Raw genomic sequence first — 18,929 nt, 5'->3', positions numbered from 1 at the left:
ATTATCTGAGTTTTGCCTGCATACGCCTACCTTGAGCCCCTGAAAAATTTCAGGATAAATTTTTCAGGGCCTTACAATAGTTCGCAAACGAGTATACTACAGACTAATTAACTCTCTATTTTTATTCAAAATAGCTTCACCAATGCCTTTAACCTCCGTAAGCTCGTCAATATCTGCAAAACTTCCATGATTGTTGCGATACTCAACAATTGCAGCAGCTTTCTTCTCGCCAATTCCTTTTAGGCTCATCAAATCCTCAATGCTGGCTTGATTAATATTAACTAAGGTAATCACCTGCTCGGCAGCCACTTGTGGTGCCTTGCTCATATTTTCTTGCGCCATTGCCAGCGGAGAAACAGCTACGGCGGAGCCTAATGCAAGTGTTACTAGTGCTGGAAATAGATTGTTTTTAATACGTTGATGAAGAGTTTTAGTGATATTTTTCATGTTTCATTTCCTTTGAAGATAGTTACAAAAACGTCTGTCACACCATGTGAAGACAGGAGCTATAATAACCTTGCGTTGAAAAAGGCGACAGAGGAATATCACCATAATCCGCGTAGGACATATCTTACACAAAAAGAGCAATATTCGATCAAATGAATAAACCCTCACTCCTACTGAAAAGAAGTCTTGGCAGGATCTCTTTATTATTAAAGTAAAATAAGCCTGATGAAAATCAGCTAGAAGCGATAATCAGCATTAATACCAACACTGGTAAAAGAATCATTCTCGGTATCAACCAAAGTCTTTACCTCAAAATTTAAGTTCATACGCTCATCTAACCAGAGACCAAAACCTGCGCCATAAGACCACCCCGATTCACTGGCCTCAAACGCAGGAGTAGTGCCATCTTCAAAGCGCACACGGGTAGAGATAGTGGATTGCCCTAATAGTAAATACAATTTGGCAATTTCGTTGGAGAGTTCCGCTCGGTAGTAAACACTAGCATAGTTTTCGATATCAGATTCGGCCGAGTCTCTAGAGCGGGTAGTATTAGTCAGGGCAATACGCTCATCGCTAAGACTACCACCCCCACGTACTTCTATACCTAAATAGCTATTGTATTTGTAGCCGAGAATAATTTCTCCCGCTTTAAAGTTTACATCCTTGCTAAATGGATCTTGAATGCCTACGTTGATAATGGTGATGCCTCCGCCAACATAAACGCCTTTATCTTTAGATGCATAAACATTGGTAACAACAAAAATACTCAGTATGGCAATCAAAAATCTCTTCATATTCCACTTACTTTTTAATGATCTGACTCAAATCTTTACTTTCCCAATGAGGGAAATGCTTACGTATCAAAGCGTTTAATTCTAATTCAAACGCCGAGAAATCGCTGTGCGTTGTGTCGCTTTCATCCATTTCCCTCCGCTCGAGTACCTGCTCAACCATTCCGGCGGCCACGGTAATATTACTGATACGATCAATAACAATAAATGCCCCAGTTTCCCTGTTACTGCGATAAGGGTCAACCACTACTTGCTGCTCAAGCTCAAGCTCTACCACATCAATGTCATTAAGCTCCGCCTGATCAGCCGCTTGTTTCTCAAAAGTGTTAACATCCACTCTATGGTCGATCTTTTGTACCACTCCCGGTGTTGTTTTACTGGCAAATTTAAACCAGTACTGCTTGCTTGTTTGCAAAGGTGTTTCTGACATCCATACCATGTGAGCCTTGATATGTTTAGAAAAACTCACTTCAGCCTGTTGATGAACAATCATATCGCCGCGGCTAATATCAACTTCATCTTCCAATGTTAGGGTGATCGCCTGCCCAGGAAAAGCCTCCTGTAGCTGCCCATCATAGGTTTCGATGGATTTAACGCGGCTGGTTTTTTCAGACGGAAGGACTTTTATTTCATCTCCCACCTTAACAAGACCAGACGCTACGGTGCCACAAAAGCCGCGAAAATTTAGATGGGGCCGATTAACATACTGCACAGAAAAACGGAAATCAGTGAGATTTTTATCGTCGGAGATTTTCACCGTCTCTAAAATTTCCATCAAAGACTGGCCGTCATACCAAGGGGTATTTTCGCTTCGGTTAACCACATTGTCGCCATCTAGAGCAGACATGGGAACATAATAAGCCTCACCCTTGTGGTTAAGAGTTCGCAACAACTCGGCATAATCGTTTTTAATCTTATCGAAGGTGTCTTCTTTAAAGTCTACTAAATCCATTTTATTAATGGCGACCACAAGATGCTTAATTCCCAACAATGAAGCGATATAACTATGGCGACGGGTTTGTACCTGCACACCGTAACGTGCGTCGATAAGAATGACTGCCAAGTCACAAGTAGAAGCTCCGGTTGCCATATTGCGCGTATATTGCTCATGTCCTGGGGTATCAGCAATGATAAATTTACGCTTGGTAGTAGAAAAATAACGATACGCCACATCGATGGTTATGCCCTGCTCTCGCTCTGCTTGCAAACCATCAACCAGTAGCGCCAAGTCTACTTTTTCACCTGTGGTACCATGCTTAGTAGTATCAGACTTAACCGCTTCCAGTTGATCTTCGTAGATCATTTTGGAATCGTGGAGTAAACGGCCAATTAAGGTGGATTTGCCATCGTCAACACTGCCGCAGGTAAGAAAACGTAATAACTCTTTTCGTTCATGTTGCTTAAGATATTCATCGATATCAGTTTCTATTAAGTCTGATTGGTGAGACATTATTTTTCTCGCTCTCTCAACCGAGCACAACACTGCTCGCTATACTAAAGAATATGTGGATGTTTTAGGGTTGTTAAAAAAAACAGTGATAACTTAAAAGTAACCTTCTTGCTTTTTCTTCTCCATAGAACCTGAGCTATCGTGATCGATAACCCTACCCTGACGTTCCGATGTTTTAGTCAACAACATCTCTTGAATAATTTCTGGCAAAGTAGTCGCATTCGAATCGACGGCACCCGTTAAGGGATAACAACCAAGTGTTCTAAACCTCACCATCTTATCTTCAACCACATCCTCCTCAGTAAGGGGCATACGGTCATCATCTACCATAATCATCACACCATCACGCTCCACCACGGGTCGCGGTGCAGCAAAATATAAAGGAACAATGGGTATACTCTCCAGGTGAATATATTGCCAAATATCTAATTCGGTCCAGTTAGAGAGAGGAAAAACTCGAATACTTTCACCTTTATCCACTTTACCGTTGTATATATTCCACAACTCTGGACGCTGACTTTTCGGATCCCATCGATGATTTTTATCACGAAAAGAATACACTCTTTCTTTCGCTCGCGACTTTTCTTCATCGCGACGGGCACCACCAAAGGCTGCATCAAAACCGTATTTATTGAGTGCCTGTTTAAGTGCCTGGGTTTTCATAATGTCAGTATGCTTGGCACTGCCATGGGTGAAAGGGCCAACTCCCATGTCGATACCTTCTTGGTTCTTATGAACGATAAGGTCAAAGCCTTTATCTTTTGCCATCTGGTCTCGAAAGGTAATCATCTCTTTAAACTTCCATGTGGTATCCACATGCATCAAAGGGAATGGCAACTTACCCGGCGCAAATGCTTTTAGAGCAAGATGTAACATTACTGCGGAGTCTTTCCCAACGGAATAAAGCATGACTGGATTGTCAAATTCAGCCGCTACTTCACGAATAATATGAATACTCTCGGCTTCTAATTGCTTAAGGTGGGTCATTGTGTAATTTGATGCCATTGGATTTTTAACACCTAAGGATTATGGAAAAGAATATGATTTCGGGCTTTATAAAAAGATGTGATGCGCCCGCAGTAAGACCTAAAACGTCTTACGCGGGCTGAAGTATAGCGATTTCAACTATAAAACTTAAACATCAATAACGTCTAAGCTTATGCCAATTTGGCCTGCAAGATCTGTGAAGTTAGGGAACGAGGTAGCTACGTTGGCGCAGTTTTTAACTGTAATCTCACCCGTGGCCCTTAGAGCAGCGATAGTAAATGACATAGCAATACGGTGATCACCGAAGCTTTCAACTTCTCCACCAAGAATTTCACCACCGTGGATCACTGCGCCATCGGCAGTAGGCTCGCAAGAAATGCCTAAGGTGCTAAGGCCTTCGGCCATAGCTTGAATACGATCCGTTTCTTTTACTCTAAGTTCTTCCGCTCCGGTCAATACCGTAACACCATCAGCGCAGGCTGCGGCAACAAAAATGGCCGGGAACTCATCGATCGCCAGTGGCACTTGTTCTTCTGGAATCTCGACACCTTGAAGCGGCGCATAACGAATGCGGATATCGGCAACAGGCTCACCACCTACTTCACGCTGATTTTGCAACTCTATATCAGCCCCCATGAGGCGTAGGATATTGATTACTCCAATACGCGTCGGATTAATGCCCACGTGAGTCAGAGTGATATCTGAGTCAGGAGTAATAGCAGCAGCTACCATGAAGAATGTGGCTGAAGAGATATCCGCAGGAACCTCGATATCGCACGCTTTTAGTGTACCTCCTGACTGCAAGGACACAGTACTGCCTTCCCTTTTGAGCTGATAGCCAAACCCCTGCAACATTCTTTCAGTATGATCGCGGGTAGGTGCAGGCTCAGTGACAGTGGTTTCACCCTCGGCATACAAACCAGCCAGTAGCAAGCATGATTTAACCTGAGCGCTGGCCATGGGCAGGACATAATTAATACCATGAAGTTTTTGCCCACCGGCTATTTTTACCGGTGGTCGACCTGACTCATCGGTTTCGATACTTGCTCCCATATCACGCAAGGGGTTGGCAACACGATTCATTGGTCGTTTCGAGAGCGACTCGTCGCCGGTTAAGGTGGAATCAAAAGTTTGACCGGCGAGAAGCCCGGATAAAAGGCGCATTGATGTCCCGGAGTTGCCAACATATAGCGCACTTGAAGGTGCTTTAAGGCCATGCAAACCCACACCGTGAACGGTAACACGACCATTGTCAGGGCCCTCAATAACAACACCCAGGTCACGAAAAGTTTGCAAGGTTGCCAATGCATCTTCACCTTCAAGAAAGCCTTGAATGTTGGTGACACCCTCTGCTAAAGAGCCCAACATGATAGACCGATGAGAGATAGACTTATCCCCTGGAACACGTATCGTACCGCGGGCATTTCCGCCTGGAGATACTTTATAGGTAATCTGTTTTTCTTCTATATTTTTCATTTTTGAGCTGTATGATTGATTCATTAACATGAGAGTGAAGCGATCACGCGCTGCTTTCGCACGAGTAAACACTCCGGTAAGTTGTGTTGCATCTTCATTTTCAATAGTGGTTTTTAAACGACTTAAATTCCTACTAAAAAGGTCGATAGAACTTAGGATAGCCTCCTTGTTGGCTAGCATAATATCTCGCCACATCACAGCATCACTAGAAGCGATACGAGTGAAGTCCCTAAAACCTCCCGCGGCATAGCGAAAGATATTTTCGTTATGAGTGTCATTGGCTAAGGTATCTACCAAAGAAAAGGCAATAACATGGGGCAAGTGGCTAGTGGCAGCCAAAATAACATCATGCTGATCGATATCCATCTCTATAACGTTAGCATCAACCGCTTGCCATACATTACGAACTTTCGTTACGTGTCGACGAGCTACCTCGTCGGAAGCATAATCCTTAAAGGGCGTCAAAATAACACGGTGATTCTCATACAGGCTCGCATCAGCAGCATCGACTCCGCTCTTTTCTCCACCGGCAATAGGATGTCCAAGTACGACATTAACAGGTTCAGCCCCGAAGACATCCAGTACATCTCGATAAACACTACCTTTAACACTGGCGCCATCAGTAATGGTCACATTATCAGCAACACAGGATTTGATTTGTATCAGAACAGACTTAATGGCAAGCGTTGGAACAGCAATAAAAACGAGGTCATCTTCGCCTAACTCATGGCAAATATCACTTATTTGAGTGTAGGCTCTATCGACAACGCCTCGCTCCTCAGCCCGTGAGCAGGTCTCTTGAGTTTGAGCAATACCGATGATTTCTTCACATTGCCCTCGTTTTCTCAGTGCAGCTGCTAAGCTGCCGCCAATTAAGCCGATTCCAACGACAACTAGTTTTTTAATAAGCATTATGTTATCGGCATACGCCCAGAGTATTTAAAAATTTAATTGTTAATAGTATCTCAACACAAAATGATACTTTATATCATAAACACGCATAAAAGATACTTCATATCCTCATCTAGAAGTATATAGAAACGCCAATGTAATTAATCACAATAAATAATCAACGCTATAACAGGCAGTCATTAACAAAATTTATTGACTAATGCCTACTCAAAAAAAACAGGCTATTTAAAAAAGCGCTCTATGTGAGAAAGCGCATCCTGCGCTTATTTCATGCATGACAAGAACATACTAAAGAACACCAATAGGGTAAGAGCCGAGAATTTTTAAATCCGCCACTCGTTCTCTAATTTGACTTAAAGCAGAAGCAATGTTCTCGTTGCTCACGTGTCCGTACATGTCAATGAAAAACACATAATTCCATGTACCTGATGCAGAGGGTCGAGTCTCTACGCGGGTAAGATCAACATTATATGTATGAAATGGCTCAAGCAAATTATGAAGTGCGCCAGGCTCATTCTTAGTGGAGACAACAATCGAAGTTTTATCATCGCCACTTGCACCCACGTCATCACGCCCAATAATTAAAAAGCGTGTTGAATTATCTGGACGATCTTCGATATTTTTTGAATGACTGGTAAGTCCATAAACATTGGCCGCAATTTCACCAGCAATAGCTGCAGAATTCCATTCGCCTTTTATACGTTTAGCCGCTTCGGAATTACTGCTCACAGCAATACGCTCTGCATTAGGGTAATGTTCGTCCAACCATTTGCGACATTGTGCCAACGACTGAGAATGAGAGTAAATGCGAGTAATATTTTCTAGTTTAGTCACATCAGACACTAATAAATGCTGATGAATTCGCAGCACCACTTCACCACAGATTTTCGCATTGCTATCTATAAAATTATCCAGAGTGTGGGTGACAACCCCTTCTGTAGAATTTTCTACCGGCACTACACCGTAGTGAACAGCACCGGAAGCTACTTCGCGAAAAACTGCATCGATGGCCGACATTGATTCAGTAACAGCAGAGTGACCAAAATGTTTTAAAGCTGCCGCTTGAGTAAATGTGCCCTCAGGGCCTAGATAAGCGACACGAATAGGGTTTTCCAAGGCCAAACAGGCGGACATTAATTCACGAAATAAACGCCCCATTTCTTCATTTTTTAAAGGGCCTTGATTGCGCTCCATTGCCCGGTGAAGGACTTGAGCTTCACGCTCAGGTCTATAAAATGTCGACATTTTTTCTTGCGAAAAAGAACTTTTAACAGTGGCAACATCGAGAGCACATTGTGCACGAGCACTTATTAACTCTCCTATCTGCGCATCAATGTTGTCGATTTTATCTCTTAGCTCAGCCAATAGCTGGGCTTCATTTTTCTCTGGTTTTGCTTGTTGCGAATCATCAGGCATGTTGGGGCTTTCCATTTAACCATTTTAAGCATTTAACCATTTAGCATCTAACTTTTACCACGTACTACGATCCTTATTGAATGTCTTTCCAAATCGCTTGTTTAAGTACTACAAAAAGCAACTCATCATTTGCGACTCAACCCTACACTCAGTAAAAATCATCTTAAGTAAGTCATATGATAAACACATTAAATTGCGTTAAAAGTTGCACTAAAAATAGGTGCGAAAATAAAGGCAGTGACAAACACTGCCTTTGAGATATTACTCATCATCTTGTCCATCAGCAACATCATCATCAGGCACGTCATCTGTGCCATCATTATTGTCACCTTGATTTTCAATTACTGCACCATTGCCGTCTTCTGCGCCATCTTCTGAGCTTGTTGTTTGTTCACCATTGCGGTTTTCATCAAAGTTTTCTTCAATGCGCTCAATACCAACAATGTGCTCCCCTGCTTTCACTTTAATCAGCCTTACACCTTGGGTATTGCGCCCCAGAACAGAAACTTCATCCACGCGGGTACGAACCAATGTGCCCTGATCGGAAATAAGCATAATTTCTTCACCGTCGAGCACTTGCACTGCCCCCACTAGCTTGCCATTTCTATCACTAGTTTGCATTGCGATAACACCTTGAGAACCGCGTCCTTTGGTCGGAAAATCATTGACATCTGTGCGCTTACCAAAGCCATTCTCACTAACGGTTAACACCTTGCCATTAGCAGCCGGAACCACCATCGAAATCACGGAATGGCCTTCTTGTAATTTAATACCGCGAACACCTCGAGAAACACGCCCCATGGAACGCACTTGCTGCTCCTCAAAACGCGCCGCCTTGCCATTGGAAGAAAACAGTACGATATCTTGCTCGCCATCGGTAATAGTAGTACCCACCAGATGATCCCCTTCGACCAATTCAATCGCGCGCAAGCCAACAGATCGCGGACGGGAGAATTGTGTCAGTGGTGTTTTCTTAACCGTGCCGTTGGCTGTTGCCATAAAGATATAGTGGTCTTCATCAAATTCACGCACAGGCAACATTGAGGTAATACGCTCACCCTCTTCCAGTGGTAATAAATTGACCACCGGACGGCCTCGAGATTGTCTTCCAGCAACAGGTATTTGATACACCTTCAACCAAAATACTTTACCTGCATTGGTAAAACATAAAATATAGTCATGAGTACAAGCAATCAGTAAGTGCTCGACAAAATCTTCATCTTTAACAGAAGTTGCCGCCTTACCCATACCTCCTCGACGTTGCGCTTGGTAGGCATCGAGGGGCTGACTCTTAGCGTAGCCGCCGTGAGAAATAGTGACGACACGATCTTCTTCAGTAATAAGATCTTCAACAGTAAGATCTTCTTGCGAATTACGAATTTCAGTGCGGCGCTCATCGCCATATTCTTCAAGAATTTTTTCAAGTTCTTCGCGAATAACTTCCATCAAACGCTCTGAATTACCGAGGATATTTAAATATTCTCGAATAAGCGCTAAACGCTCTTCATACTCTTTAAGGATTTTATCGTGTTCCATGCCAGTAAGACGATGCAAGCGTAATTCTAAAATCGCTTGTACTTGCACAGGAGACAGATAATATTTTCCGTCATCTCTAACACCAAAACTCGCATCCAGATCGTCAGGCTTACAGCCATTTGGGCCTGCGCGCGTCAACAACTCGGCAATATCGCCCATATCCCAACCACGGGATAAAAGCGCCTCTTTTGCTTCTGCCGGTGTAGATGAGGCTTTAATCAATTCAATAACATGATCAATATTAGCAATAGCAACTGCATAGCCTTCTAAAACATGACCACGTTCGCGAGCCTTACGCAGCAAATAAATCGTGCGCCTGGTAACAACTTCTCGGCGGTGCTTAATAAAATGCTCGAGTATTTGTTTTAAGTTGAGCAGTTTAGGTTGGCCATCAACCAAGGCCACCATGTTGATGCCAAATACATTTTGCATCTGGGTTTGGGCATAAAGATTATTGAGCACCACATCGCCCACTTCACCGCGCTTAAGCTCGATGGCTATGCGCAAGCCATCTTTATCAGACTCATCGCGAATTTCTGAAATCCCTTCAAGTTTTTTATCCTTGACTAGCTCTGCTATTTTCTCAATTAAGCGTGCTTTATTTACTTGATAAGGCAGTTCATCAACAATAATAGATTCGCGATTGGTTTTTTCGTTGACCACAACTTCCGCTTTTGCACGCACATAAAGACGGCCACGACCTGTACGATATGCTTGCAAGATACCGGCCCGACCATTAATGATGCCGGCCGTTGGGAAATCAGGGCCTGGGATGATATCCATCAACTCGTCGATATCAGCCTCGGGGGAATCGATAATATGAATACACCCTTTGACAATCTCACTGAGATTGTGAGGAGGAATATTCGTGGCCATTCCCACCGCGATGCCAGAAGAACCATTGACCAATAAACTAGGAACGCGCGCAGGCAAGACATCGGGAATGCGCTCGGTATCATCGTAGTTGGGAATGAAGTCAACGGTTTCCTTGTCGAGATCCGCGAGCAACTCGTGGGCAATTTTTGCCATACGCACTTCGGTGTATCGCATCGCTGCTGCACTATCGCCATCGACAGAACCGAAGTTGCCCTGCCCATCTACCAGCATGTAACGCATGGAAAAGGGCTGCGCCATCCTGACGATGGTATCGTATACCGCAGAATCGCCGTGAGGGTGATATTTACCTATCACATCTCCAACCACACGGGCAGATTTTTTATAGGGTTTATTCCAGTCATTGTTAAGCTCATTCATAGCGTATAAAACGCGTCTGTGCACTGGCTTAAGGCCATCTCGCACATCGGGTAACGCCCTGCCAACAATAACGCTCATGGCGTAATCGAGATAGGATTTTTTAATTTCGTCTTCGATACTTACCGGAAGGATTTCTTTTGCAATCTCACCCATGCAACTATGGTGTTCCTGTGTCGTTGTAATTTTGATTTATCGTTCTGTGACAGCTCGGCGAAGCAGTAGTTGAAAGTAGCAAGAATGACAATTAAGTCACTCGGTTATTTTGCCCCTATCATTTTGTCAAAGCGCCAGAGTTGTACATCCCAAACACAAGCTATTGTGCTTGCTTTACAAGCAACTTTGTGATGGGTAGGCCAAAGGCCTGCATACGCATACTAAAACGCCAAATACTACCATAAAATCAGTGGTATAGGCAGTTTATAGGGCCACTAACTTTATCCTTTTTAGATTTTAATTTGGCGTTATACTGGCGCTTATTCATCAGTCTTACCAGCAAGAGCAAAAACAAAACAATTCGAACATATTATGAGCCAAAAAACTGAAATCGACCTCATCGTTAGCGCTTCTTGGGTGATTCCTGTTGTTCCCAGAAATTGTGTTTTAGAAAATTATTCTGTGGCGATTGATCAGGAGCGAATAGTCGCCATAGAGCCGTCAGGTGAATTACACAAGAGCTATCAACCTAAGCAGCATCTAAACCTTGAAGGACATGCCATTATCCCAGGCTTAATTAATGCCCACGGTCACGCAGCTATGTCGCTTATGCGCGGTTATGCTGATGATAAGCCCTTGATGGAATGGCTTGAGCAACATATATGGCCGGCAGAGCAGAAGTGGGTATCGGAGCAATTTATTATTGATGGTGTGCAACTGGCTATGGCAGAAATGATTGCTACTGGCACTACCTGCTTTTCCGATATGTATTTTTATCCGGAGCACACAGCTGCAGAGGCAAACAAAGCCGGTATGCGTGCACAGGTAAATTTCCCCGTACTAGACTTTCCGACTATGTGGGCAAGTGGCCCTGATGAATACATTAGTAAAGGACTTCAATTAGCTGAGGATTATGCTTGCGAGCCGCGTATTAATATCGGCTTTGGTCCACACGCCCCCTATACAGTGGCTGATGAGCCGCTGCAAAAAATCGCCGAATTCGCCAAGGCTAAGCAGGCACCAGTGCAGATTCATTTGCACGAAACCGCTTACGAAGTCTCTGCTGCCATAGAATCAACCGGTCGTCGGCCAAGTCAGAGGTTACATGACTTAGGGGTGTTATCAGAGCGCACTCAATGTGTTCACATGACACAAGTTGATGATGAGGATATTGTACTCTTACAGCAATCAGGCGCGCATGTTGTGCACTGCCCCGAGTCGAATTTAAAACTCGCAAGCGGCCTGTGTCCAACTGAAAAATTAATACAAGCAGGCATTAATGTTTGCCTAGGCACAGATGGCGCAGCGAGTAATAACGACTTAGATTTGTTTGCTGAAATGCGCAGTGCTGCCCTAATTGGAAAAATTACCGCTAACGACGCCGCCGCTATTGATGCGATGACTGCATTGGAAATGGCTACGATTAATGGTGCTAAAGCAATGGCCATCGATACGTTGGTCGGCTCTATCGAGGTCAATAAACAAGCTGACTTAGTGGCGATCGACCTATCGGGCATCGAACATCAACCTATGTATGCCCCCATTAGCCAATTGGTGTACACCCAAGTGGGACATAAAGTATCTCATGTTTGGGTGAACGGCGAACTGCTATTCAAAAATGGGCAGCATCAAACACTCGACATCGAATCTCTTCGTATAAAGGCGATAGAATGGCAACAAAAACTTAAAGCCCGCTAGCTTAGACTGTATGGCTTAAGTTTTATCATGACGACGGATTTTATTATGACAGCACACACAGAAAACGTAGATCCTAACGAAATCGCAAAGTTTGAACGCATGGCGAATCGCTGGTGGGATACAGAAGGCGAATTTAAGCCCTTGCATGATATCAACCCAATTCGCTCCAACTATATCGACCAAAGAGCTTCAGTAGCGGATAAAAGCCTACTAGATATTGGTTGTGGCGGCGGTATTTTATGTGAAGCCATGGCACAACGCGGCGCTTTGGTAAGCGGTATCGATATGGGTAAGGCGCCTCTTGAAATTGCTAATTTGCACAAGCTTGAAAGCGGTCTTGAAATCGATTATCAACAAAGTACGGCCGAAGAGCTTGCTGAAAAAAAAGCCTCCGCCTTTGATATTGTGACTTGTTTAGAAATGTTGGAACATGTACCCAACCCGCAGGCTATTGTGGAGTCTTGCGCTAAGTTAGCCAAGCCTGGTGGTGATATTTTTTTCTCGACAATAAATCGCAACCCCAAATCTTACGCCATGACTATTTTGGGTGCTGAATACCTGCTTAAGCTGCTACCTAAAGGCACCCACGAGTACAAAAATTTTATCCGCCCTTCAGAGCTCAGCATGTGGCTGCGTAATGCAGGGCTAGAAATCATGGATATTAGTGGAATTAGCTACAACCCTTTAAGTCGTAGTTTTTATTTAAATCCTAATGATGTGGATGTTAACTACTTAGTCCATGCAAAAGCCAATTGTTAACAATCAAAAATAAGAGAAACCACGGTAACTTTATGTCTTTACGCGCTGTTTTTTTTGATCTGGATGGTACACTTCTGGATACTGCACCGGATCTTGCAAATGCTTTAAACCGTTTGTTGATATCGGAAAGCCAAGCTCCCTTAACAGAACAACAAGTGCGAGAAGTGGTTTCCGCCGGAGCATATGCGATGTTAAAGCTGGCTTTTAATGTGGAACGAGATGATCCTCAGACGGCAAGCTTACGGCAACGGCTTTTAGATTTTTATTTGCAAGACCTGAGCACGCATACGCGAGCTTTTGATGGTATAGAGACTTTAATTGAAAATTTACACCAAGCCGATATTGATTGGGGAATTGTCACAAACAAACCTGAAGCCTATGCCACGCCATTAATGGAGCGCTTCACATTTGCTCGTCGTCCTCTTTGTGTACTCTGTCCCGAACATGTTACCCACCCCAAACCTCATGGTGAACCTCTTGAACTTGCATGTCAGCATGCCAAGTGTGCGGTGAATGAAGCTATTTATATCGGTGACCATCAACGAGATATTCAATCCGGTATTAATGCCGGCATGAAAACTATCGCAGTCAATTATGGCTACATACCCAACGGCGAGACAGCCCATCAATGGCAAGCAGATTATGTCGCCGAAACGGGCCACGATATTTGGCCTATTATTGAAACTTTTATCACACGCTAACTGTTAGCGTCTGCCAAAACTTAGGTAAAGAAAATGTTCGATAAGGAATTTTTTAATAATTATTCCCCAGCTAAAGACTTATTGAAAGATAAGGTGATTTTAATTACAGGCGCCGGTGCAGGTATAGGTAAAGCTGCTGCTTTAACATTTGCACAATACGGCGCAACCGTTATTTTGCTTGGCCGCACTCTACAAAAATTAGAAGAAGTATACGATGAAATCGAGCGTCAAGGACTGGCTCAACCTGCCATATTCCCTATGAATTTAGAAAGCGCAAGCGATCACGATTATCAGGCTATGCATGACAGTATTAACGAAGAGTTTGGTCGCCTGGATGGCCTATTGCACAATGCCAGCGAACTAGGCCCAAGAACGCCTCTGACAAACTACCCCTCAGAGCAGTGGCAAAAATTGTTGCAGGTAAATTTAACCGCACCTTTTATCATGACCAAATCCCTTGTTCCACTATTGAGCAAGTCACAAAATGCCAGTATCGTTTTCACAGGCTCATCTGTTGGGATAAAAGGAAGAGCTTTCTGGGGCGCTTACGCGGTGACTAAGGCTGGCTGTGAGAATATGGTAGAAATACTCGCCGACGAATTTGATGGCACTAATAATATTCGCGTAAATTCCATCAATCCAGGTGGTACTCGCACACGTATGCGCGCCAGTGCTTATCCTGCTGAAAATCCAAGTTCTGTACCTCCCGCAGAAGATATAATGAAGCCTTATTTATTTTTGTTAGGTGATGATAGCAAAGATGTTAATGGCACTCAGCTTAATGCCCAACCCAAAAATTAGTTATTATTAAGTTTGAAAGCAAATATGTATTGAGTTGATAGATTCTGTCCCGCTAATTAAGACGGGACGATATCAATCTTATTATTTTTATATCGCTATTTATTTTGAGCGCTCTTATCTTTTTTCATATTTTGCTTTTCCATTTGACTATCTTTCATTAATTCCTTGTCGTTTGAACTTACCGTCTCATCTAAATCTTTAGTAGTGACTGTGTTATCAACCGTCATAGATGGCTTTTGCGCTGAAGATATGTCGACAGAATCTTGCTTAGCCAATGCAGCTTGAATAGGCGTCATTTTTTCTACTGGCTTTTGCTCAGGCTTACCTTTAAATAGCCATTTTTTTAATGAGGGCAGGCGCCATGCTGAGCGATTTTTTCTGAGTTTAGATTTTTCTTGGCTCTGCAAGCGATGAGTAACAATTTTTTGTAGGTGCTTACGCATTCCTAGCTGAGCTCGAGGATATTTATCAATCCAGGATTTTCGTACAATATTTTCGTCAAAAGCTACATGATAATATTCAACATCATCTTTACGACCGGCGGCATTAAAAAAAAAGAGAGCATGACCTGAACGAATTTGCGAACGAGTAAAACGATAGGTGTAGACCTCAAACAAGGTTAAAGGTGTTGTTACCTCGCCCATATTCTTGGCCATACTTTTATCCATCATAGCTTTTTCCATTACAGCTTTGTCCATCATACCACTGTGCATGCGATTATTCATGGGCATAGAGTCTTCATTATGAGCAGCGTCTGTGTAGGTTTCGACTCTATCAATAGTATAAGGCTGTCCAAAACGAGCAACTATCCATGCTTTATCAGTTTTATTTTTCTTAACTTTCTTTAATAGCTTATTGGGAATAAGGCCTTCATCATCTTGATAAGTGATTCTCTCACTGACAGAACATCCACTGAAACAACACAGACAGAAGCTGATAAAAATAATCCGCCTCAATGTAAAGCTGCTACTATACACGGGCACAACCATCAGAGTGATGTTGATGTAATAAGCGCATTAAGTTTATTTCGGATGCCGATAACCCGCTGTTAGCAGCAATTGCTCGGCTATCCATTCCTTGCGCAATAAGCTTTTGTGCTTGCGTGTAAGAAAAATCCACGTCGCTGACCTTCATTTCATTTTGAGCATGACGCAAATTGGAAACTTTTTTCTCTAGTGTTAGCATTTTCTGCCCCATGCCTAAAGAGCCAGATGTCATAATATTAACAGTAGATTCAATTTTTTTTATTTGGCTCTGACAGGCATGTCGATATTGATTCAACATAACAAAACAGGCAGTTAATCCAAGCACAATGCCAGCACTAACACAGATTAATAAAATAATGATAAATTCCATTGTTGAGATATCCATTTCTTACACCTTCGATATCACTTTTGCCACAGCCACATGTATCATCAGTAATACAGTGAGGATGTGGGATTAATGTTTCTATTTAATGTATTTTGGTATTAATATAGATTTGTCGATTTGGTTTCGCTCAGACAAACCCGTATCACATCGATCATTTAAAACATTGCCATTTCGGCCCATTCTTCATCTGTCAATAATTTATCCAGTTCAATTAAAATCAACAGTTCATCATTTTTGTGGCAGACACCCTGGATGAATTTGGCACTTTCATCATTGCCCAAGCTCGGCGCGGTTTCCATCTCTGACTGTCTTAGATAAACCACCTCTGCGACGCTGTCTACAAGGATGCCAATAACATGATCTTCAGCTTCAATTACCACAATACGACTGTTATCCGTCACCTCAGCACTGGGCAGCATGAAGCGCGTGCGAATATCTACCACTGTCACCACTTTGCCACGTAGATTAATAATGCCCAACACGTAGTCAGGAGCGCCAGGTACGGGTGCTATCTCCGAATAGCGCAGAACTTCTTGCACCTGCATGACATTGATGCCATATTTTTCACCCGCAAGTTTGAAGGTCACCCACTGCAACATGGGATCTTCACCTGCCTTCTTACTTTTTAAATTAACTGTCATGAATGCCTTCCAAGAATCGCTATAAAATCAAATAAACCATTATTAGTGTCCGTAACAGCACATAGGTTTATCGTCAAAATTTAGTCGCTATATTCTTTAATATAGTTAATTGCAGCATCTGTGCCAGTGGTTATGAAGGTTTTTCAGTAGCGCAGTACTCATAGAGCTTCAGGCGTCTCTATTTTTGTCACACTGTTCAAGTAGTAACGCCATTTGTGGAATGTCAATTAGTGCGCACATATGAGACTTTACGGTGCCAGCCAACCAAGGCCGCTTGGTTCTCTGATTTCGCCACTTAACATCATTAGGTGAGAGTTTGATCGGCTGATTAACGGCATCTACCGCCAAGCCCCATGGCATGCCATCAATGGTAACCACATATTTTGCTTTGTCCTCATCTCCGTCCTTGTGCCGTTCGGGCATAACAAAAAGTGAGGTGTTAACAGTACGAATGTCTCCCACATGTGAAGGTAAGATTCCCATAAACCATTTTGATTGGCCAGTAAGGCTGGTCAGCTTATCATCTATTGGCACAATTTGCCCTAGGGCCACCAAAGGAACAGCTAAGGATAAGCCCGACACCTCAAACAACAGCACTTCAAAATCCTCTTGTGCCCATGAGGGACGAACAGCAATCTGTGCTTGCTTAACATTACTCGATATCTTATCGTCAAGAAGATGATCCTTTTTAGTGGGTATATCAGTGTTGGCATTACTTTGATCTAGCGTTTTCTCCTCAGTTGTTAATGCATGGTCGACGGCGGGCGCTTCAACTTCTATAGACGTCGGCATCAACTCTGTCATAGTTTGCCGATCAAGAAGCTGTTGTAATTTTTCACGCCTATCGCTTTCTAAAAGCGTTTGTGTAGGATGCTCACACTGACGTTGCTTCTCTTTAATAGTATGATTTGCCGGCGGCGGCTTAACACCATCGTTTGCCGGCGGCAACATCGCTTTTTTTAATTCAGCTCTTTTTTGCTCTAGGGTAAGGGTGTTTTGTTGTTGCTCAGGCGATGATGCTGGTGGCGAAGTATCTGCTTTTTTTGCGATGACATGATCTGTTATATAGCCGTCAACATCTTTTTCTTTTGTCACGGGACGGCGTTGACTATCATTATCATGTTGCCCAGCAGCGTTGCTGTCCTTACTATTAATATGGCTTCTTTTCTCTAAATCTACCTCAGGTATCTTTTTAGTATCAGCCTCTTTCTTCACAGGCGAAGGCACACACTTAAGCCTTGGACGTGATTTATTTTCAGTGACGACAATAGGTGAATGACGTTTTTGCTTCGTAGCTAAGGAAGACTGCGATGATTCATCTTCTCTGTCTTCGCCAAGGAGGTCATTAAAGTATACCTGCAAAACATCGTCTATCGGTCGATCTACCACATCAAGCTCCCTGATGCTGCATCGCTAGCGTGTTTCTCGCACGCTGGTTAAGGTAGTTATATAAGCTACGGTAAGCTTCAACCCCACGGCCAGCACTGTCGTACTGACTAGGAGGAAGCCCTTCCCTGCTGGCATCACGAAATTTAGTATCAATCGGGATTTTACCTGGCCAAACGGCTTCACCGTAACCATTGCGAATAGCCCTTAGGCTGCCAACAGAAGCTTGTGTGCGACGATCATACATAGTCGGCACAATAATGTAATCGAGTGTTTGTTTACGTGAATGGCTCAACATATTCAGGGTATGTAAAATACGCTCAAGCCCTTTTATCGCTAAAAACTCCGTCTGTACAGGAATAATAAGTTCTTCACAGGCCACCAAGGCATTTACCATCAGCACGCCCAGTTGTGGCGGACAATCGATAATGACGAGATCAAAGTCGTAAGCAACGAAAGAAAGCACCTTACTTATTACCAACCCCATTCCATCTCCGATACCCTGCCGTTCAAGTGTTGCTAAAGGTGTAGTGGCAGGTAACAGGCTTATATCCTGGTGAGGAGTAGAAAGAATAAGACCACTAATAATACTGTGCGACAGTTTTTTTCTCTCGGTAAATAAAGTATATACACCCTGGCTTAAACTATCGGGGTCATGCCGAAAGTAGGAAGTTAGCGAGCCGTGAGGGTCTAGGTCTATAAGCAAGACGCGCAGGCCAGACTCAGCAGCAATACCACCTAAAGCTACGGTCGTCGTGGTCTTGCCAACACCACCTTTTTGATTTGAGACTGTCCACACTTGCACGCGATTTACCTATTGAGTGCTTATCCTATTAACACAATAAATTACTACCAAGACACTTGGGAAGAATACACACCATTACCATACTCGCGGTGAATACATCCATGTACGCTCTGCGTTGGTCTGCCTTCAAGCGGCATCAAGATACCGTCAGCAGCATCAAGATACCTTCAAGCGGCAATGAGGTCTTGCCTCCGAAGGTCTGGTATTGATGTGTTCTCTTTATTTCTGCCACATTAGTATATAGCGTCCCTCATCTAGACCTATATCTATGGGCCACCTTCACACCCCAAAGCCTTGCTATCATTTTAGAATCTACTTTCAATTATAGAACTCCAGATAAGCTGG

General features: G+C 43.3%; 16 protein-coding genes. 4 read left to right on the top strand and 12 right to left on the bottom strand.

The window, feature by feature from the left end; translation table 11 throughout:
* Positions 1 to 96: 96 nt before the first annotated feature.
* From BVC89_RS11870 to gyrA, 7 genes are all read right to left on the bottom strand, one after another.
* A complete protein-coding gene (locus tag BVC89_RS11870) occupies positions 97 to 447 on the bottom strand; it encodes a ComEA family DNA-binding protein (protein ID WP_245929382.1) in 351 nt (116 codons plus the stop codon).
* Between the two features lie 236 nt (positions 448 to 683).
* Positions 684 to 1,241 (bottom strand): porin family protein, encoded by a 558-nt coding sequence (locus tag BVC89_RS11865; protein WP_086931390.1) that lies wholly within the window; start codon positions 1,239 to 1,241, stop codon positions 684 to 686.
* Positions 1,242 to 1,248: 7 nt separating this feature from the next.
* Complete coding sequence (gene cysN, locus BVC89_RS11860; RefSeq protein ID WP_086931389.1) at positions 1,249 to 2,688, bottom strand: sulfate adenylyltransferase subunit CysN; 1,440 nt, start codon at positions 2,686 to 2,688, stop codon at positions 1,249 to 1,251.
* Positions 2,689 to 2,781: 93 nt separating this feature from the next.
* Entirely contained in the window at positions 2,782 to 3,693 is a 912-nt protein-coding gene (gene cysD, locus BVC89_RS11855) for a sulfate adenylyltransferase subunit CysD (RefSeq protein WP_086931388.1), read from the bottom strand.
* 129 nt (positions 3,694 to 3,822) lie between these two features.
* A complete protein-coding gene (locus BVC89_RS11850) occupies positions 3,823 to 6,066 on the bottom strand; it encodes a bifunctional prephenate dehydrogenase/3-phosphoshikimate 1-carboxyvinyltransferase (RefSeq protein WP_425428391.1) in 2,244 nt (747 codons plus the stop codon).
* A 285-nt stretch (positions 6,067 to 6,351) separates the two neighbouring features.
* Positions 6,352 to 7,479 (bottom strand): prephenate dehydratase, encoded by a 1,128-nt coding sequence (gene pheA / locus BVC89_RS11845; protein WP_086931386.1) that lies wholly within the window; start codon positions 7,477 to 7,479, stop codon positions 6,352 to 6,354.
* Positions 7,480 to 7,740: 261 nt separating this feature from the next.
* Complete coding sequence (gyrA, locus tag BVC89_RS11840; RefSeq protein WP_086931385.1) at positions 7,741 to 10,422, bottom strand: DNA gyrase subunit A; 2,682 nt, start codon at positions 10,420 to 10,422, stop codon at positions 7,741 to 7,743.
* A gap of 372 nt (positions 10,423 to 10,794) precedes the next feature.
* On the opposite strand from gyrA, the gene BVC89_RS11835 reads away from it, so the two are divergent.
* Genes BVC89_RS11835 through BVC89_RS11820 form a run of 4 tightly spaced genes read left to right on the top strand, consistent with a single transcriptional unit; the run spans position 10,795 to position 14,381 of the window.
* Positions 10,795 to 12,120, top strand: a complete 1,326-nt coding sequence (locus BVC89_RS11835; RefSeq protein ID WP_086931384.1) for a TRZ/ATZ family hydrolase — start codon at positions 10,795 to 10,797, stop codon at positions 12,118 to 12,120.
* Between the two features lie 45 nt (positions 12,121 to 12,165).
* A complete protein-coding gene (gene ubiG / locus BVC89_RS11830) occupies positions 12,166 to 12,879 on the top strand; it encodes a bifunctional 2-polyprenyl-6-hydroxyphenol methylase/3-demethylubiquinol 3-O-methyltransferase UbiG (protein ID WP_216825131.1) in 714 nt (237 codons plus the stop codon).
* A gap of 32 nt (positions 12,880 to 12,911) precedes the next feature.
* Positions 12,912 to 13,580 (top strand): HAD family hydrolase, encoded by a 669-nt coding sequence (locus BVC89_RS11825; protein WP_086931382.1) that lies wholly within the window; start codon positions 12,912 to 12,914, stop codon positions 13,578 to 13,580.
* A 33-nt stretch (positions 13,581 to 13,613) separates the two neighbouring features.
* Entirely contained in the window at positions 13,614 to 14,381 is a 768-nt protein-coding gene (locus tag BVC89_RS11820; protein ID WP_086931381.1) for a YciK family oxidoreductase, read from the top strand.
* A gap of 95 nt (positions 14,382 to 14,476) precedes the next feature.
* Here the strand turns inward: BVC89_RS11820 and BVC89_RS11815 are convergent, their stop codons facing one another.
* The 5 genes from BVC89_RS11815 to BVC89_RS11795 all read right to left on the bottom strand — a co-directional run bounded on the left by BVC89_RS11815 (position 14,477) and on the right by BVC89_RS11795 (position 18,584).
* Positions 14,477 to 15,337, bottom strand: coding sequence for a hypothetical protein (locus BVC89_RS11815; RefSeq protein WP_158657888.1), 861 nt, complete (start codon positions 15,335 to 15,337; stop codon positions 14,477 to 14,479).
* Positions 15,338 to 15,350: 13 nt separating this feature from the next.
* Positions 15,351 to 15,752: a DUF2802 domain-containing protein gene (locus BVC89_RS11810; RefSeq protein ID WP_086931379.1), complete on the bottom strand. Its 402-nt coding sequence runs from the start codon at positions 15,750 to 15,752 to the stop codon at positions 15,351 to 15,353.
* Between the two features lie 155 nt (positions 15,753 to 15,907).
* Complete coding sequence (locus BVC89_RS11805; RefSeq protein ID WP_086931378.1) at positions 15,908 to 16,393, bottom strand: chemotaxis protein CheW; 486 nt, start codon at positions 16,391 to 16,393, stop codon at positions 15,908 to 15,910.
* Positions 16,394 to 16,561: 168 nt separating this feature from the next.
* Positions 16,562 to 17,782, bottom strand: coding sequence for a chemotaxis protein CheW (locus BVC89_RS30335; protein ID WP_245929381.1), 1,221 nt, complete (start codon positions 17,780 to 17,782; stop codon positions 16,562 to 16,564).
* 1 nt (position 17,783) lies between these two features.
* Positions 17,784 to 18,584: a ParA family protein gene (locus BVC89_RS11795; protein WP_086931377.1), complete on the bottom strand. Its 801-nt coding sequence runs from the start codon at positions 18,582 to 18,584 to the stop codon at positions 17,784 to 17,786.
* Between the last annotated feature and the right edge of the window lie 345 nt (positions 18,585 to 18,929).

This window comes from Agarilytica rhodophyticola (genome assembly GCF_002157225.2).
Lineage (GTDB): Bacteria > Pseudomonadota > Gammaproteobacteria > Pseudomonadales > Cellvibrionaceae > Agarilytica > Agarilytica rhodophyticola.
This window is presented reverse-complemented; position numbering and strand designations above follow the sequence as displayed.

Excerpts from the sequence above, each read along its gene's own strand:
- BVC89_RS11835 (WP_086931384.1), top strand. The coding sequence starts at position 10,795 with ATGAGCCAAAAAACTGAAATCGACCTCATCGTTAGCGCTTCTTGGGTG.
- cysN (WP_086931389.1), bottom strand. The coding sequence starts at position 2,688 with ATGTCTCACCAATCAGACTTAATAGAAACTGATATCGATGAATATCTT.
- ubiG (WP_216825131.1), top strand. The coding sequence starts at position 12,166 with ATGACAGCACACACAGAAAACGTAGATCCTAACGAAATCGCAAAGTTT.
- BVC89_RS11865 (WP_086931390.1), bottom strand. The coding sequence starts at position 1,241 with ATGAAGAGATTTTTGATTGCCATACTGAGTATTTTTGTTGTTACCAAT.
- gyrA (WP_086931385.1), bottom strand. The coding sequence starts at position 10,422 with ATGGGTGAGATTGCAAAAGAAATCCTTCCGGTAAGTATCGAAGACGAA.
- BVC89_RS11870 (WP_245929382.1), bottom strand. The coding sequence starts at position 447 with ATGAAAAATATCACTAAAACTCTTCATCAACGTATTAAAAACAATCTA.
- BVC89_RS11805 (WP_086931378.1), bottom strand. The coding sequence starts at position 16,393 with ATGACAGTTAATTTAAAAAGTAAGAAGGCAGGTGAAGATCCCATGTTG.
- cysD (WP_086931388.1), bottom strand. The coding sequence starts at position 3,693 with ATGGCATCAAATTACACAATGACCCACCTTAAGCAATTAGAAGCCGAG.
- BVC89_RS11810 (WP_086931379.1), bottom strand. The coding sequence starts at position 15,752 with ATGGATATCTCAACAATGGAATTTATCATTATTTTATTAATCTGTGTT.
- BVC89_RS11820 (WP_086931381.1), top strand. The coding sequence starts at position 13,614 with ATGTTCGATAAGGAATTTTTTAATAATTATTCCCCAGCTAAAGACTTA.
- BVC89_RS11825 (WP_086931382.1), top strand. The coding sequence starts at position 12,912 with ATGTCTTTACGCGCTGTTTTTTTTGATCTGGATGGTACACTTCTGGAT.
- pheA (WP_086931386.1), bottom strand. The coding sequence starts at position 7,479 with ATGCCTGATGATTCGCAACAAGCAAAACCAGAGAAAAATGAAGCCCAG.